Annotated in this window: 15 protein-coding genes; 8 read left to right on the top strand and 7 right to left on the bottom strand. The window is 74.7% G+C overall.

Annotation, left to right across the window (positions count from 1 at the left end; all coding sequences use genetic code 11):
* Positions 1–13: 13 nt before the first annotated feature.
* Positions 14–619 (bottom strand): DUF1523 family protein, encoded by a 606-nt coding sequence (locus tag GT358_RS12340; protein WP_166582924.1) that lies wholly within the window; start codon positions 617–619, stop codon positions 14–16.
* A 126-nt stretch (positions 620–745) separates the two neighbouring features.
* Complete coding sequence (locus tag GT358_RS12335) at positions 746–1,090, bottom strand: hypothetical protein (protein ID WP_166582923.1); 345 nt, start codon at positions 1,088–1,090, stop codon at positions 746–748.
* Between the two features lie 178 nt (positions 1,091–1,268).
* Between GT358_RS12335 and GT358_RS12330 the strand changes: the two genes are divergently transcribed.
* Positions 1,269–1,613, top strand: a complete 345-nt coding sequence (locus GT358_RS12330) for a cupin domain-containing protein (protein WP_166582922.1) — start codon at positions 1,269–1,271, stop codon at positions 1,611–1,613.
* Between the two features lie 5 nt (positions 1,614–1,618).
* On the opposite strand, the gene GT358_RS12325 is transcribed toward GT358_RS12330, so the two are convergent.
* The 3 genes from GT358_RS12325 to GT358_RS12315 form a co-directional block, all read right to left on the bottom strand.
* Positions 1,619–2,599: a L,D-transpeptidase gene (locus tag GT358_RS12325; protein ID WP_243730856.1), complete on the bottom strand. Its 981-nt coding sequence runs from the start codon at positions 2,597–2,599 to the stop codon at positions 1,619–1,621.
* A 98-nt stretch (positions 2,600–2,697) separates the two neighbouring features.
* Complete coding sequence (locus GT358_RS12320) at positions 2,698–3,945, bottom strand: aminopeptidase P family protein (protein WP_166582921.1); 1,248 nt, start codon at positions 3,943–3,945, stop codon at positions 2,698–2,700.
* Between the two features lie 230 nt (positions 3,946–4,175).
* The gene (locus GT358_RS12315; RefSeq protein ID WP_166582920.1) at positions 4,176–5,099 is read right to left on the bottom strand and encodes a calcium-binding protein; all 924 of its coding nucleotides are present in this window, start codon (positions 5,097–5,099) and stop codon (positions 4,176–4,178) included.
* Between the two features lie 145 nt (positions 5,100–5,244).
* On the opposite strand from GT358_RS12315, the gene GT358_RS12310 reads away from it, so the two are divergent.
* The 7 genes from GT358_RS12310 to GT358_RS12280 all read left to right on the top strand — a co-directional run bounded on the left by GT358_RS12310 (position 5,245) and on the right by GT358_RS12280 (position 13,093).
* Positions 5,245–6,435, top strand: a complete 1,191-nt coding sequence (locus tag GT358_RS12310) for a glycine C-acetyltransferase (RefSeq protein WP_166582919.1) — start codon at positions 5,245–5,247, stop codon at positions 6,433–6,435.
* Between the two features lie 8 nt (positions 6,436–6,443).
* Positions 6,444–7,481 carry an L-threonine 3-dehydrogenase gene (gene tdh / locus GT358_RS12305; protein WP_208103508.1) on the top strand — a complete coding sequence of 346 codons (1,038 nt, stop codon included), beginning with the start codon at positions 6,444–6,446 and terminating at the stop codon, positions 7,479–7,481.
* Entirely contained in the window at positions 7,478–7,801 is a 324-nt protein-coding gene (locus GT358_RS12300) for a hypothetical protein (RefSeq protein WP_166582917.1), read from the top strand. Before tdh ends, GT358_RS12300 begins: the two co-directional genes overlap by 4 nt.
* A gap of 70 nt (positions 7,802–7,871) precedes the next feature.
* Positions 7,872–8,978, top strand: a complete 1,107-nt coding sequence (locus GT358_RS12295; RefSeq protein WP_166582916.1) for a sugar MFS transporter — start codon at positions 7,872–7,874, stop codon at positions 8,976–8,978.
* A complete protein-coding gene (locus GT358_RS12290) occupies positions 8,975–9,658 on the top strand; it encodes an ABC transporter ATP-binding protein (protein ID WP_371416282.1) in 684 nt (227 codons plus the stop codon). The genes GT358_RS12295 and GT358_RS12290 overlap by 4 nt, the downstream gene beginning before the upstream one ends.
* Positions 9,655–12,048, top strand: a complete 2,394-nt coding sequence (locus GT358_RS12285) for an FtsX-like permease family protein (protein ID WP_166582915.1) — start codon at positions 9,655–9,657, stop codon at positions 12,046–12,048. The genes GT358_RS12290 and GT358_RS12285 overlap by 4 nt, the downstream gene beginning before the upstream one ends.
* Positions 12,038–13,093 (top strand): lipocalin-like domain-containing protein, encoded by a 1,056-nt coding sequence (locus GT358_RS12280; protein ID WP_166582914.1) that lies wholly within the window; start codon positions 12,038–12,040, stop codon positions 13,091–13,093. The genes GT358_RS12285 and GT358_RS12280 overlap by 11 nt, the downstream gene beginning before the upstream one ends.
* Here GT358_RS12280 and serA read toward each other — a convergent pair.
* Together serA and GT358_RS12270 are read right to left on the bottom strand one after the other, a co-directional pair.
* Positions 13,090–14,685, bottom strand: coding sequence for a phosphoglycerate dehydrogenase (gene serA / locus GT358_RS12275; protein ID WP_166582913.1), 1,596 nt, complete (start codon positions 14,683–14,685; stop codon positions 13,090–13,092). The genes GT358_RS12280 and serA overlap by 4 nt on opposite strands.
* A gap of 37 nt (positions 14,686–14,722) precedes the next feature.
* Positions 14,723–15,919 carry a phosphoserine transaminase gene (locus GT358_RS12270; RefSeq protein ID WP_166582912.1) on the bottom strand — a complete coding sequence of 399 codons (1,197 nt, stop codon included), beginning with the start codon at positions 15,917–15,919 and terminating at the stop codon, positions 14,723–14,725.
* Positions 15,920–15,935 lie beyond the last annotated feature (16 nt).

The raw sequence follows: 15,935 nt of genomic DNA, 5'->3' as shown, positions 1-15,935 counted from the left end.
GGCAAGGCCCCGCTCAGCGTCGCCAGAACGCCCAGCCCCGGCGCCGCTCGGACTCGGTGCGCCAGGATTCGGCCACCGGGTCCATGCGGCGGCGGCGCCAGCGCCGGACCCGCGCCCAGACGGCCCAGATCAGGGCGGCCAGCAGCGTCAGGACGACGATGTTGAACCACGGGATCAGCCGCATGTCGCGGCTCTCGGCGGGCTCGAGGCCCACGGCGTTGGGGAACATGGACAGGAACGGCACCCGCCAGCCGTAATAGCGGATCACCATCCAGCGCGGGTTGTCGGGCGTGCTCACCGCCTCCTGCGCGCGGTTGTGCAGCGTGGCGCTGTTGAACTTGAAATAGGGCGGAAAGCCGAAGCCCGTGTCCTCGTTGCGGAACTCCATCAGCCGGCCCGTGCGGCTGCGCGCGTTGATGAAGAACACGTCCACCCCCGGCCGGCCGGCCTGCGCCTGCGTGCGGCCCAGCGACCGCAGGCCGCGGATCTCGCCCGGCTCGACGAAGCGGTTGTAGGCCGAGGTGATCGTGACCACCTCGCGCTTGGGCAGCACATAATGCAGGAACGCGCCCGCCACCGCCACGACCAGGACCGCCAGCACCCATTTGACGACGCGCATCGCCCATTCCCTCTCAGCCTCGGCCAAGGACGTAAAGCACCACAGGCCGGGACGCCATGGCCTCCGGCGGCCGCTGTCGCGCCCTTCGGCGGCAGGCGGCCCGGAACCCGCTTCGGTCCTGCCCCCTCACCAGGTCCGCGTCCTCCAGCGACGGGGCAGGCCCATCACCGACAGCAGGAGGAGCGGCGCCCAGAGCAGCGCCGAGATCAGGCCGAGCCGCGCCAGTTGCCGCAGGAGCGGCCCCCATCCCGCCGCCGCGAGATCCGCGAGCGGCACCCCCTGCCACAGGTAGAGGAGCAGGAAGAATCCCATCGCCACGCCGGTCATCGCGACCGCGGCCGCAAAGGCGAGGGCAAGGAGCGCCAGTACCCCCTCCGGCCAGATCCGCGCCAGCAGCCGCGGGACGACCCATCCCAGCGCGGCCAGGGCGATCGCCGGCACCAGCAGCCCGTCGGCGAACCAGCCGGTCACGCGACGCCCCTGCCCCTTCGGCTCGGACCGCTCCCGCGACGGACCATGGCGCGCCTCCATCCTGCCCACCCTCGCGCGGCGCGCGATCCGTGGTATCTCCCCCTCTAGCGCACCGGCGAGAGGCGCGTCACGCGTGATTCGCCTGCCGGCGGGGCGCGGGGTCAAGGAGGGTGCGGCGATGGCCGAGCTGTTCCATTTCCTGTCGCGCAACGCGGCTGCGCCCGAAACCTCCCGTCCCCCCCGCGACCGGGTCATCGCGGGCGACCCGGTCTTCACCACCTGGAACAGCGAGGAGCGCGAAGGGCTTCATTGTGGCCTGTGGCAGAGCACGCCGGGCAAGTGGCGCATCGCCTATGACGAGTGGGAATATTGCCGCATCGTCGAGGGCCTGTCCGTCATCACGGAAGAGGGGGGTGCCGCGCGGATCGTCCGCGCGGGCGACAGTTTCGTGATCCGCCCGGGCTTTCGCGGCACCTGGGAGGTTCTGGAGACCACGGTCAAGGACTACGTCGTGCTCCTGTGAGCCCGTCAGAAGCCGGCCGCGCGCAGCTGGGCGTCGATCAGCGGATCGGTGGCGGGCATCGGCGTGCCGGGCGGCGGCTCGACCCCCAGCGCCGCCGCGATCGCCGCGTCGGATTCGTCGGGGATATAGGCCACACCGGCTTGGGCGGCAGGGTTGCCGTAATACATCTCGGGGACCATCGCCTGCGGCACGGGCGGCCGCTGGCCCGGCCCGCCCGAGACGAGATCGCCCGGGGTCACGAAGAAGGGCGGCAGGGTGATGCCGCGATTGGCCATCAGCGGCCCCTCGATGCGGATGGAATCCTCGAGCGTCCGCACGACCACCTGGGTGCCGTTCGGCACCTTCTCGTAGAGGTCGATCACGTCGTGATTGAACATCCGGATGCAGCCGGCCGAGCCGGAATTGCCGATCGAGCTCAGGTCGTTGGTGCCGTGGATGCGATAGAACGTGTCGCGCCCGCCGCGGTAGAGATAGAGCGCGCGGGCGCCCATGGGCGATTGCAGGCCGCCCGGCACGCCGCCGGCGAAGGGGCCGTACACCTCGGGCTCGCGGCGCAGCATGTTGGCGGTGGGCGTCCAGCCCGGCCAGCGCGCCTTGCGCCCCACCGTGGTGCGCCCGCTCATGCCCAGACCCTCGCGGCCGACCGCGATGGGATAGCGCCAGGCCATCCCCCCCGGCTCGACCCAGTAGAGGAACTTGGCGTGCGGGTCGATCTCGATCGTGCCGGGCGGCTCGTTGCCGCGATAGGGCACGAAGGCGCGGCGGTTCACGCCCTCGAGATAGCCGGGCGGCACGGGGGGCAGCGTGTACTCGCCGTCCTCGATGAGGCCGTAGCCAGGCACGATCTGCGAGGCGGGCACACCGCCGATGATGACATCCTGGACGACCGGTTCGGCCGGCGGGCGGGGGGCGCAGGCGGCGAGGGACAGGGCGGCCACAAGGCCCAGGGCGCGCGCGCCCGCGGCGCCGGCAAACGGAACAGCCATGGTGACGTCCTTTGGCAGAAGGCGTTTCGGCGCAGACTAACAGCCTGAACCGGAGGCGCAATCCGCCCCCGGCCCGGCGAGGCGGCGATGCGGCGGCCCTAACCCACCACGTTGAAGCCCGGCCCATAAGGATATTTCGTGATGTTCTCGGCCCCGTCCTCGGTGATCACGAGGATGTCATGCTCGCGGTAGCCGCCCGCACCCGGCATCCCCTCGGGGATCGTCAGCATCGGCTCCATGGAGACGACATGCCCGGGCTCGAGCACGGTCTCGATGTCCTCGCGCAGCTCCAGCCCCGCCTCGCGGCCGTAGTAATGCGACAGGATCCCGAAGGAATGGCCGTAGCCGAAGGTCCGCCACCGCAGCAGGTCCCGCTCCTCCAGATGGGCGTTGAGCCGCGCCGTCACCTCCGCGCAGGAGAGGCCCGGCCGCAGCAGGCTCAGCCCCAGTTCGTGGGTGGCGACATTGGCTTCCCAGATCGCGAGCGAGGCCGGGTCCACCTCGCGCGCGAACAGCGTCCGCTCGAGCGCGGTGTAATAGCCCGAGATCATCGGAAAGCAGTTGAGCGACAGGATGTCGCCCGCCCGGATGACCCGCGCGGTGACCGGGTTGTGCGCGCCGTCCGTGTTGATCCCGGACTGGAACCACACCCAGGTGTCGCGGTACTCGGCCTCGGGAAAGCGGCGGGCGATCTCGGCCTCCATCGCGTCGCGGCCCGCCATGGCCACGTCGATCTCGCGCGCGCCCACGCGCACCGCCTCGCGGATCGCGTAGCCGCCGGCATCGGCCACCGCCGCCCCCTCGCGGATCAGCGCGATCTCCGCGGGCGACTTGCGCATCCGCTGGCGCATCGTCGCGGGGGCCAGATCGACGCGCCGGGCCGGGGCGAGAAAGGCATCCAGCCGCGCGGAGGCGGCGAGCGTCAGGTGATCCTCCTCGACGCCCACCGTCCGGCCGCGCCCGGCGACATGGGCGACCGCGCGCCAGAAATTGTCCCGCGCCCAGTCCGAATAGATCAGGTTGTCGCCGTGCCCGCGCCGCCAGGGCTGGGCCGCGTCGATGCCCGCGCTGATCGTGACCGCGCCCCCTGCGGTGACGACCAGCGCATAGGGCCGCCCGAACGAGCAATAGAGGAAGCCCGAGTAATAGGCGACATTGTGCATGGAGGTGAGCAGCGCCACCTGCACCCCCGCCTCCTCCATGGCTGCGCGCAGACCCCTGAGGCGCGCGTCGTATTCCTCGGGGGCGAAGGGCAGGACGCGCTCGCCCTGCCGGAAGCGGTAGAAGGCGGGCCGCGCGCGGTCTCCGAAGGAGGGAACGGCGGCGGCGGTGTCGATGGCGTTCATGGTGCAGACCCTTGGCAGGGGGTCCGAACCGGCGCCGGACCCCGAAAGGTCCCGGCGTACAGGACGGAGCGGGGTCGTCCCCGCAGGCACCCGGAGCCCAGCGGCTCCTGCGGCGACGCCATCGCCGCAAGCCCGGTCGCATCATGGCATCGCGCGCGCGAGGGGGCAAGCACCCGAAGCCGGCGGACCGGCCGCCCGAGGGGCTGCACGCCCCGATCGCACAGGCCGGCTCAGCCCGCCTCCAGCCGCACCGCGCCCGGATCGACCGACGCCACGCCGCGCAGCAGGGCGACCGCCCTGCCGTCCGCCAGCAGCACTGCCCCCTCGGGCCCGGCCTGCCAGGCCAGCACGGGCGGGGTCGCGCCCGGCGCGTGCAGCACCAGCAGCACGTCCTCGCGCGGGTCGAAATCCTCGATCACGGCAGGCCCGCCGGTCATGTGCGGCAGCGACAGGCCGAACCGGTCCGCGCCTGCGCCCCCGTGGAGATGGTCGCCCGCTCCGGCCAGCAGGCGATCGTCGCCGTCGCCGCCGTTGAGGGCGTCGCGCTCCTGCCGGGCGTCCTCGCGCCCGTCGAGGATGTCGTCGCCATAGCCCCCCTGCATCGCGTCCTCGCCCGCGCCTCCGGTCAGACGGTCGTCGCCCGCTCCGCCCAGCAGGGCATCGGTCCCGTCGCCGCCCCGGAGGGTGTCGTCGCCCTCGCCGCCCCAGAGGCTGTCGTCGCCCTCGCCGCCGTCGAGGTCGTCGTCGCCGCCATGCCCGGCGAGCAGATCGTCCCCCGGCCCGCCACCCAGCCTGTCGTCGCCCGCCACCCCGTGCAGCGCGTCGTCGCCCCGGCCCCCCTCCATCCGGTCGTCGCCGCCGCCCCCGTCGAGAAAGTCCGCCCCATCCCGCCCGTCGATCATGTCGTCGCGATCGGTCCCGAACAGGATGTCGGCGCCGTCGCCGCCCTGCGGCCCGGGCCCCGCCGCACCGTCCGGCTCCGGCGGCCCGTGATCCTCCATGCCCGCACCGTCGAGGTCGATGCGGATCGTGTCGGGCTCCTCGCCGTCGATCCGGTCGTCGTCGGCCTCCGCCCCGTCGCCGACCCGCCCCCATCCGGGAGCGAGGGCCAGGGCACCCAGCGCAAGGCCGACCAGGCCCAACAGCGACAGCATGACGGCCCTCCGCTCCGCAACCGGGGCCGAGCCTAGCAGGCTCCCGCTCCGGCGCGCAGCCAAACCGGACAAGGGGGTTAATGCCCTTTTCCCGGCCCGCCCGACGCCCTACCCTGCCGCCCGTCCGCATCCCGGAGGCCGCGCCATGCCCGACCCGCTCGAGACCGTCCGCGACCGGCTCGAGGCGATCCGCGCCGAGGGCCTCTGGAAGGACGAGGCCGTGCTCGCCTCGCCCCAGGGGCCGCGCCTGCGCCTGGCCTCCGGGCGGGCGGCGATCAACCTGTCCTCCAACGACTATCTCGGGCTCGCCGACCACCCCGCCCTCAAGGCCGCCGCGCGCGAGGCGATGGAGGAGCGCGGCTGGGGCCTCGCCTCCGTGCGCTTCATCTGCGGCACCCAGGACCTCCACAAGGCGCTCGAGGCCCGCGTCGCCGCCTATGTCGGCACGGAGGACGCGATCCTCTTCGCCGCCTGCTTCGACGCCAACGGCGCCCTGTTCGAGCCCCTTCTGGGCGAGGGCGACGCGGTCGTCTCGGACGCGCTCAACCACGCCTCCATCATCGACGGCATCCGCCTGTCCAAGGCCCGCCGCCTGCGCTTCGCCAACGCCGACCTCGACGCGCTCGAATCCCGCCTGCGCGAGGCGCGCGAGGGGGGGGCGGAGCTCGTCCTCGTGGCCACCGACGGGGTGTTCAGCATGGACGGCCTGTTCGCGCCCCTGCGCGAGATGCGCGCGCTCTGCGACCGCTGGGGGGCGCTCCTGATGGTGGACGATTGCCACGCCACCGGCCTCGTGGGGCCCGAGGGGCGGGGGACCGGCCCGCGCGCGGGCGTGCGCCCCGACATCGTCACCGGCACCTTCGGCAAGGCGCTGGGCGGCGCGCTGGGGGGCTTCGTCGCGGGGCCGCGCGCGGTCGTGGACCTGCTGCGCCAGCGCGGCCGGCCCTATCTCTTCTCCAACGCGCTGCCGCCGGCCGTCACCGCCGCGGCGCTCGCCGCCATCGACCTCGCCGAGGGCCCCGAGGGCGAGGCCCGCCGCGCCCGCCTCCACGCCAACGCGCGGCGCTGGCGCGAGGGGCTCTCCGCCGCGGGCTTCGAGCTCATCCCCGGCGAGCATCCCATCGTCCCCGTCATGCTGGGCGAGGCGGGCACCGCCCAGGCCATGGCCCGCGCGCTCATGGACCGCGGCGTGCTCGCCCCCGGCTTCTTCTTTCCCGTGGTCCCCCGCGGGGCCGCCCGCATCCGCACCCAGATGAGCGCCGCCCATTCCGAGGCCGACCTGGCCGAGGCGCTGGCCGCCTTCGAATCCGCCGCGCAGGAGGCGGGCCTGCGATGACCCGCACCATGCGCGCCCTCGTCAAGGAGGCCCCCGGAGAGGGTCTCGCGCTGCGCGAGCTGCCCGTCCCCGATCCCGCCCCCGACGAGGTGCTGATCCGCGTGCGCCGCACGGGGCTCTGCGGCACGGACCTCCACATCTGGTCCTGGGACGAGTGGGCCGCGCGCACCGTGCCGCTGCCGCTCGTGATCGGGCACGAATTCGCGGGCACGATCGCCGCCCTCGGCCGCGACGTGCCCGCCGCCTTTCCCGACCTGCACGAGGGGATGCGCGTCTCGGGCGAGGGGCACCTGATCGGCCGCACCTCGCGCCAGAGCCGGTCGGGCCGCTTCCACCTCGACCCCGAGACGCGCGGCATCGGCGTGCAGGTCCCCGGCGCCTTCGCCGACTATCTCCGCCTGCCCGCCTTCAACGCCGTCCCCCTGCCCGAGGCCATCGACGACGAGATCGGGGCGATCCTCGACCCCCTGGGCAACGCCGTCCACACCGCGCTCTCCTTCGACCTCGTGGGCGAGGACGTGCTGGTCACGGGGGCGGGTCCCATCGGCATCATGGCCGCGGCCGTGGCCCGCCACGTGGGCGCGCGCCATGTCGTCATCACCGACCCCAACCCCCGCCGCCGCGCGCTCGCCCGCGCCGTCTCGGGCGCCGTGGCCGTGGACCCCTCGGCCGAGGACCTGCGCGAGGTGGCCCGCCGCCTCGGCATGGTGCAGGGCTTCGACGTGGGCCTCGAGATGTCGGGCTCGCAGGCCGCGCTCGACGCCATGGTGGACAGCCTCGTGATGGGCGGGCGCATCGCGCTTCTCGGCATCCCGCCCGGCAAGTCCCCCGTGGACTGGAGCCGCATCGTCTTCAAGGCCATCACCATCAAGGGCGTCTATGGCCGCGAGATCTTCGAGACCTGGTACAAGATGATCGCCATGCTCGAGAACGGGCTCGACGTGCGCGGCGTCATCACCCACCGCCTGCCCGCCGAGGAATTCGCCCGGGGCTTCGCCGCCATGCGCGCGGGCGAGGCGGGCAAGGTCGTCCTCGACTGGACGTGACCGCGCAAGGGCCCCCCGTCACGCCGGACGGCCGCTACATCGTCGTGCGCGGCCGTCTGTGGCGCCGCGCCGACCCCGCGCTTCCGCCCGAGACGCGCGCCGCCCTCGTGGGCGAGCTGATGGCGGCCCGCCGCGCCGTCCGCGCCGCGCAGGGCGACCCCGCCGCCACGGCCGCCGCCCGCGCCCGCGTGGACGCGGCCAAGCGCGCGCTGGGCGAACGCGGGGACCCCTGGTGGACCGACGGCGCCCCCGACTGGAACCGCCGCATGGCCCGCAACACCCCCTACGCCGCCTGGTGGGCCGCCCGCGGCGGAGAGTGATGCCCCCCGGCTGGACCTCGCGCCCGCGATCGGCCACACCCGCGCCGACCCTTCCGCCGAAAGGCCCGCCATGACCACCGCCGCCCCCCCAGCGGGCCTGCCCGTCCGCCTCGTCGCCGCGGGCGCGCTGGCCTTCCTGCTGCTGGGGATGCTGCCCGCGATCTTCGGCGTGGCCCTGCCCGGCTGGCGCGCGGCCTTTGCCCTGCCCCCCGGCGCGGGCGGCACGGTCTTCGCCGCCTATAACGGGGGGGCCGCGGCCGCGGTGCTCGCGGGGGCGGCCGGCCTCGGGGCAATGCGGATGCGGCCCGCGCTCCTCGCGGTCGCGCTCGGGGCCGCGGCGCTCGCCCTCGGGCCCGGCTGGGGGCCCATGCATGCCGCCGCCGCCCTGGCGGGGATCGGCTACGGCGCCCTCGCCGTGGCCGTCAACCGCCGCATGCTGCTCGAGGGGGGCTCCCGCGGCCCCGCCCTCGTCGCCCTCGTCAACGCGGTCTACGGCATGGGCGCCATCCTCGCCCCCCTCGTCTTTCTTCTCGCCGACCAGCGCGCGGGCCCGCCCCTCGCCCTCGTCGCGGCCCTCGCGCTCGCCGCCCTTGCCCTCACCGCCCCCGAGGCGCGCACGCCCCCCCTCGGCCTGCCCTCCCCCTCGCCGCGCCTGCTCGCGCTCCTTCTCAACTTCGGCGCCGTCGCGGCCGAGGCGCTGCTGATCGGCCTCGGCGCCGCCGCGCTCGTCGCGCGCGGCCTCTCGGCGGCCGAGGCGGCGCGCCTCGCCTCGCTCTTCTTCGCGGCCTTCGTGGCCGCCCGCCTCCTGCAGGCCGCTCTCGGCCACCGTCTCCCCCCCGCCCGCACCTTCCAGGGGGGCCTCCTCGGCGTGGCGCTCTCGTGCCTGCTCGCGGCCACGGTCGCGCCGGGGGCGGGCTTCGCGCTCGCGGGCGGGTTCGCGGCCGTCTGCTTTCCGGCCTTCTTCGTCTGGTCCAGCCGCCTTCTGGGCCCCGACCCGCGCATGGGCGCGCTGATCCTCGCTTCGGGGCTCCTCGCGGGAACCCTTGGCCCGGTCGCGCTGCGCCCTATCCTCGGGCGCATGGGCGAGGCGGCTCTGTTTCCCATCCTGGCGGCCTTCGCCGCGGCGCTGGCGCTCGCCGCGGCGCTTGCCATGCCGCGCCTCGCCCGGCTGCCGTGAAGGACAGCGCCGCGCTCGCCACGCCGCTGCTGCGCGTGCGCGACCTCCGCAAGACCTTCCCCGGCCCCGACGGCCCCGTGCCCGTCCTGCGCGGCGCCTCGCTCGACCTCGCCCCCGGCCGCTCGCTCGCGCTCACGGGCGAATCGGGCTCGGGCAAGAGCACGCTGCTCCACGTCGCCGCCGGGCTCGAGCCCGCCGATTCCGGCTCCGTCCGCCTCGACGGCGCCGAGATCCTCGGCCTCGACGAGGCCGCCCGCGCCCGCCTCCGTCGCGAGGCAATCGGCATCGTCTTCCAGCAGTTCAACCTGATCCCCTCGCTCGACGCCCGTGCCAATCTCGGCTTCGCCGCCCGCCTCGCGGGCCGCCCCGACCCCGCATGGGAGCATCACCTGGCCTCCCGCCTCGGCCTCCTGCCCCACCTCTCCAAGTATCCCGAGGAGCTCTCGGGCGGCCAGCAGCAGCGCGTCGCCATCGCCCGCGCGCTCGCCGCCCGCCCCCGCCTCGTGCTCGCCGACGAGCCCACGGGCAACCTCGACGAGGGCTCGGCCGGGGCGGTGCTCGACCTCCTCCTCGCCCTCGTGGCCGAGACGGGGGCCGCGCTGCTCTGCGTCACCCATTCCGAGCGCGTCGCGGCGCGCATGGACGCACGCGCCCATCTGCGGGGCGGGGTGGTCCGGTGACGCGCGCGGCGCTCCTGGCGCTTCTCTCCCACTGGCGGCGCCGCCCGCTCCAGCTCCTGACGCTGCTCGGGGGCCTCGCGCTCGCCACCGCGCTCTGGTCGGGGGTCCAGGCCATCAACGCCGAGGCGCGCGCCTCCTATGCCAGCGCCTCCGAGGCGCTGGGCGGCGGGCGGCTGTCGCGCCTCGCCGCCGCCGCGGGCGGCCCGGTGACCGAAGGGGAATGGGTCGCGCTGCGCCGCGCGGGCTGGCTCGCCTCCCCGGTGATCGAGGGGCGCCTCGGCGGCCCCGAGGGCGTGCGCCTCCTCGGCCTCGACCCGCTGACCGCCCCCCCCGGCGCGGGCCCCCTCGCCGTCGCCCCCGATGCCGGCCTCGCCGCCTTTCTCTCGCCCGGGGGCGCGCTTGCGGGACGGGCCGAGGTGCTCGCGCGCCTGCCCCCCACCGGCGCCACCCTCATCGAGGCGCCCGACGCCCCCCCCGGCACGGTCCTGACCGACACGCGCACCGCCCGGCGCCTGCTGGGGACGGACGGCTTCTCCCACCTGCTGCTCTCCCCCGACCAGCCGCTGCGCCGCCCCCCGCTCGAGGACGTGGCCCCCACCCTGCGGCTCGATGCCCCGGACGAGACGGCCGATCCCGCCGCGCTCGCGGGCAGCTTCCACCTCAACCTGACGGCCTTCGCGCTGCTCAGCTTCGCGGTCGGGCTGTTCATCGTCCACGGCGCCGTGGGCCTCGCCTTCGAGGGGCGGCGCGCCACGGTGCGCACGCTGCGCGCGCTGGGCCTGCCCGCGCGGCGCCTCGCGCTCCTGATGGCGGCCGAACTGGCGGCGCTCGCGCTCCTCGCGGGGACCCTGGGCCTCGCGCTCGGCTGGCTCGTGGCGGCGGCGCTGCTGCCCGACGTGGCGGGCACGCTGCGCGGCCTCTACGGGGCCGAGGTGGCGGGCACGCTCGCCTTCCGCCCCCTCTGGGCGGCCTCGGGCCTCGGCATGGCGCTTCTCGGCACCGCGCTCGCCTCGGCCTCCGCCTTCCGCCGCCTCGCCACGGAACCGCTGCTCGGCGGCGCCACGCGGCGGGGCGGCGCGCTCTGGGCCGCACGGCGGGCGCGGGCGCAGGGGGCGGCGGGCGCGCTCCTCCTCCTTGTCGCGGGGGCGCTCCTTTTCTGGGGGCGCGGCCTCGCTCTGGGCTTCGGGGGCCTCGCCGCGCTGATGGTGGGGGGCGCGCTCCTGCTGCCGCTCCTCCTCGACGGGGCGCTGCGCCTCGGCGAGCGGCTGGCGCGGGGCCCGCTCGCGCGCTGGGCTTGGGCCGACGCGCGGGCCGAGCTGCCGGGCCTCTCGCTCGCGCTCATGGCGCTCCTTCTCGCCATGGCGGCCAATGTCGGCGTCTCGACCATGGTCGCCTCCTTCCGCGACACGTTCCGCGGCTTTCTCGACCAGCGCCTCGCCGCCGAGCTCTACGTCGCCGCCGCGACCGAGGCCGAGGCCGCCCGCCTCCTCGCTGCCCTGCCCGAGGGGGTGCGCGCGCTGCCCATCGCTTCCGTCCCCCGCCCGCTCGCGGGCCTGCCCGGCACGGTGGGCATGATGCGCGACGACCCCACCTTCCGCGACAACTGGCGCTTCCTCGCGGCCCTGCCCGACCCCTGGGACCGCCTCGCCCGGGGCGAGGGGTTGCTCGTCAACGAACAGCTTTCCCGCCGCGCCGGCCTTTCCCCCGGCGACGCGCTCGAGGTCGCGCCCGGCCTCGTCCTGCCCATCCTCGGGATCTACGGCGATTACGGCAACGCCCGCGCCCAGGCGATCCTGTCCGAGGACCTGTTCCGCACCCTCTTTCCCGACACGCCCCCCCTCTCCTTCGGCCTGCGCATCCCCCCCGGCGAAACCGACGCCGTCGCCGAGCGCCTGCTCGCCGCCGGCGCCGACCCCGCGCGCCTCGTCGATCAGGCCGCGCTCAAGGCGCTCTCGCTCGGGATCTTCGAGCGCACCTTCGCCGTCACCGCCGCGCTCAACGCGCTCACGCTCGGGGTGGCGGGATTCGCGCTCCTGATGTCGCTGCTCACGCTCGCGGGGATGCGCCTGCCCCAGCTCGCCCCCGTCTGGGCGCTGGGCACGCGCCGCGCGGTGCTGGGGGGGCTGGAGCTCGCGCGCGCCGCGGGCTTCGCCGCGCTGACGGCCCTTCTGGCGCTGCCCCTCGGCCTCGCCCTCGCCTGGGTGCTCCTCGCGATCGTCAATGTCGAGGCCTTCGGCTGGCGCCTGCCGCTGCGCCTCTTTCCCGCCGACTGGGCGCGGCTCGGCGCGCTCGCGGTCCTCGCCGCTCTCCTCGCCGCGCTCTGGCCCGCGCTGCGCCTCGCCCGCACGCCGCCCGCGCGCCTTCTCCGGGTCTTCGCCGATGAACGCTAGGCCGCTCCTGCCCCTGCTGCTTTTGCTCCTCGCCGCCCCCGCCCCGGCGCAGGAGCCCGGCCCCTCGGGCTTCGCCGGCCTCGGCGCCGCGGCCGAGGGCTTCGCCATCCCCGAGCGCGGCCACGACCTCCGCTTCCCCGAGGATCACGGCCCCCACCCCCTCTTCCGCATCGAGTGGTGGTACCTGACGGCCAATCTCGAGGGTCCCGACGGCACGCCCCATGGGGTGCAGTGGACGCTCTTCCGCACCGCGCTGCGCCCCACCGGCCTCCCCGAGGACCAGGTCTGGATGGGCCATGCCGCCGTCACCCGCCCCGGCGCCCACCGCGCGGCCGAGCGTCTGGCCCTGGGCGGCACCGGTCAGGCCGGCGTCGTCGCCGAGCCCTTCGCCGCCTGGATCGACGAATGGCGCCTCGAAGGCGACCTCGACGGACCCGGCGGCGCCACCGTGACTGCGCAGGGCCCCGACTGGGCCTACGATCTGCGCCTCCTCGCCACCGGGCCCGTCGTCCTTCAGGGCGACCGCGGCTATTCGGTCAAGTCCCCCGAGGGGCAGGCCAGCCACTACTACTCGCTGCCCTTTCTCGCCGCCGAGGGCACCCTCCTCCTGCCCGAGGGCGAGGTCGCCGTGACCGGCACCGCCTGGATCGACCGCGAATGGTCCTCCCAGCCGCTCTCGCCCGACCAGACCGGCTGGGACTGGTTCTCGCTCTCCTTCGAGACGGGCGAGAAGATGATGGGCTTCCGCCTCAACGCGCGCGACGGCTCGCGCTTCACCGCCGCCACCTGGATCGCCCCCGACGGCACCCCCACCCCCTTCCCGGACGGCGCCTTCGACGCCGAGCCGCTCGGCTGGACCGAGGTGGCGGGCCGCCGCGTGCCCACGCGCTGGCGCGTGACGCTGCCCGAGCGCGGCCTCGACGCCACCGTGGCGGCGGTCGAGCCCGCCGCCTGGATGCCCCTCTCCGTCCCCTACTGGGAAGGGCCGGTCACGGTCGAGGGCTCGCACCGGGGCCGCGGCTATCTCGAGATGACGGGCTACTAGCCCACGTCGAAGCGCAGCGCCTTGACCTGCTGGAACAGCCCCGTCGCGCGCAGCTGGTCGAGGACCGCCTCGGGCACCGGGTCGTCCACATAGAGGATCGCGATGGCCTCGCCCCCCCGCTCGGCCCGGCCCAGCGTGAAGTTCGCGATGTTGACCCCGTTCGCCCCCATCGTCTGGCCCAGCGCGCCGATGATGCCGGGAACGTCCTCGTTGGTGGTATAGACCATGTGCGCCCCGATCTCGGCATCCACATTGATGCCCTTGATCTGGATGAAGCGCGGCTTGCCGTCCGAGAACACGGTCCCGGCCACGCTGCGCTCGCGCAGCTCGGTCGCCACCGTCACCTTGATGTAGCCCTCGAAGATTCCCGACTGGTCCTGCCGCGTGGTGCTCACATGGATGCCCCGCTCGCGCGCGATCACGGGCGCGCTGACCAGGTTCACGTCCGGGTTCGCGCGCCGCATGATCCCCGCGATCACCGCCGAGCCGAGCGCCGCCGTGTTCATTCCGGCCGCCACCCCGTCGAACAGCACGTTGATGCCCGTGATGGGCTCGTCCGTCATCTGGCCCACGAAGTTCCCCAGATGCCCGGCAAGGCGAATCCACGGGCCCATCACCCGCGCCTCCTCGGCCGTGACCGACGGCATGTTGAGCGCGTTCGACACCGCCCCCGTCAGCAGGAAGTCGCTCATCTGCTCGGCCACCTGCAGCGCCACGTTCTCCTGCGCCTCCGTGGTCGAGGCGCCCAGATGCGGCGTCACCACCACATTGGGCAGGCCGAAGAGCGGGCTGTCGGTCGCGGGCTCCACGGCGAACACGTCGAACCCCGCCCCGGCCACGCGCCCCTCGCGGATCGCCTCGGCCAGGGCCGCCTCGTCCACCAGCCCGCCGCGCGCGCAGTTGATGACCCTCGCGCCGGGCTTCAGCCGCGCGATCGCCTCGGCCGACAGGATGTTGCGCGTCTGCTCGGTCAGCGGCACGTGCAGCGTCACGAAATCGGCCCGCGCCAGCAGCGCGTCCAGCTCCACCTTCTCCACGCCCAGTTCCAGCGCGCGGTCCTCCGACAGGAAGGGGTCGTAGGCGATCACCTTCATCCGCAGCCCGCGCGCCCGGTCGCACACGACCGAGCCGATATTGCCCGCCCCGATCACGCCCAGCGTCTTGCCCGTGATCTCCACGCCCATGAAGCGCGACTTCTCCCACCGTCCCGCATGGGTGGAGGCGTTGGCCTCCGGGATCTGCCGCGCCACCGCCAGCATCAGCGCGATCGCGTGCTCGGCCGTGGTGATCGCGTTGCCGAAGGGTGTGTTCATCACGATCACCCCCCGGCGCGAGGCGGCGGGGATGTCCACGTTGTCCACCCCGATTCCCGCCCGGCCCACGACCTTGAGCCTCGGCGCCGCGGCCAGAAGCTTCTCCGTCACCTTGGTCGCGGACCGGATCGCGAGCCCATCGTAATCGGGGATCGCGGCCAGCAGCGCGTCCTTGTCGCGCCCGAGCCGCGGCTCGTAGGTCACGTCCACGCCGCGGTCGCGGAAGATCTGCACGGCGGCGGGCGAGAGTTCGTCGGAAATCAGCACTCGGGGGGCCATGAGGGGGCTCCGGCAGGAAAGAAAAGGAAAAGGGGGTTCAGAGGCGCGCGATCTCGGCGCGATAGGCCCAGTCGAGCCAGGGCAGCATCGCGTCGATGTCCTCGCGCTCGACGGTGGCGCCGCACCAGACCCGCAGGCCCGGCGGCGCGTCGCGATAGGAGCCGACATCCCAGGCCGCGCCCTCCGCCTCCAGCCGCCGCGCGACCGCCTTGGCGAAGGCCGCCCCGTCCGCGATCCGCCCGTCCGTGAAGCGCAGGCAGACCGAGGTGTTCGACCGCGTCTCGGGCGCCTCGGCCAGGTTCGCGATCCAGTCGCGGCCCGCGCAGAAATCCCACACGGCCTGCGCGTTCGCGTCCGCCCGCGCGATCAGCGCCGGGAGGCCCCCGATCCCCAGACCCCAGCGCATCGCCGCGATCCAGTCCTCGACGCACAGCATCGAGGGCGTGTTGATCGTCTCGCCCCGGAAGATCCCCTCGTTGAGCCGGCCCTTCGAGGTCAGGCGGAAGATCTTGGGCAGGGGCCAGGGCGGCGCGTAGCCCTCCAGCCGCTCGACCGCGCGCGGCCCCAGGACCAGCACGCCATGCGCGGCCTCTCCCCCCATGACCTTCTGCCAGGAGAAGGTCACGGCGTCGAGCGCCTCCCAGGGCAGGCGCTGCGCGAAGGCGGCCGAGGTCGCGTCCGCGATCACGAGGCCCTCCCGCCCCGCGGGCGGCGCGAACCCGTCGGGTACCCGCACGCCCGAGGTGGTCCCGTTCCAGGTCAGCACCACGTCCCGGTCCCAGTCCACCGCCCCGAGGTCGGGCAGCCGCCCGTAGGGGGCCCGCGTCACCCTCGCGTCCAGCCTGAGCTGCTTCACCGCATCCGTGACCCAGCCCTCGCCGAAGCTTTCCCAGGCCAGCATCTCGACCGGCCGCGCGCCCAAGAGCGACCACATCGCCATCTCCACCGCGCCCGTGTCCGAGGCGGGCACGATCCCGATGCGGTGGCTCTCGGGCACCTCGAGCAGCGCGCGCGTCAGGTCGATCGCCTCCGCCAGCCGCGCCTTGCCCTCGCCCGAGCGGTGCGACCGCCCCAGCGAGGCCCGCCCGAGCCAGCCCGGCTCCCAGCCCGGCGGCTTGGCGCAGGGCCCCGAGGAGAAGCGGGGATTGCGGGGCAGGCGGGCGGGCCGGGGGGGCAGGGCGGCCTCGGCGGCCGGGTCCGCCGCGCGGGGCGGCGGGGGATGGGTCTCGGTCATGGTATCCTTCCAGATA

The organism is Rubellimicrobium sp. CFH 75288 (assembly GCF_009904055.1).
Classification (GTDB): Bacteria; Pseudomonadota; Alphaproteobacteria; order Rhodobacterales; family Rhodobacteraceae; genus Rubellimicrobium.
This window is presented reverse-complemented; position numbering and strand designations above follow the sequence as displayed.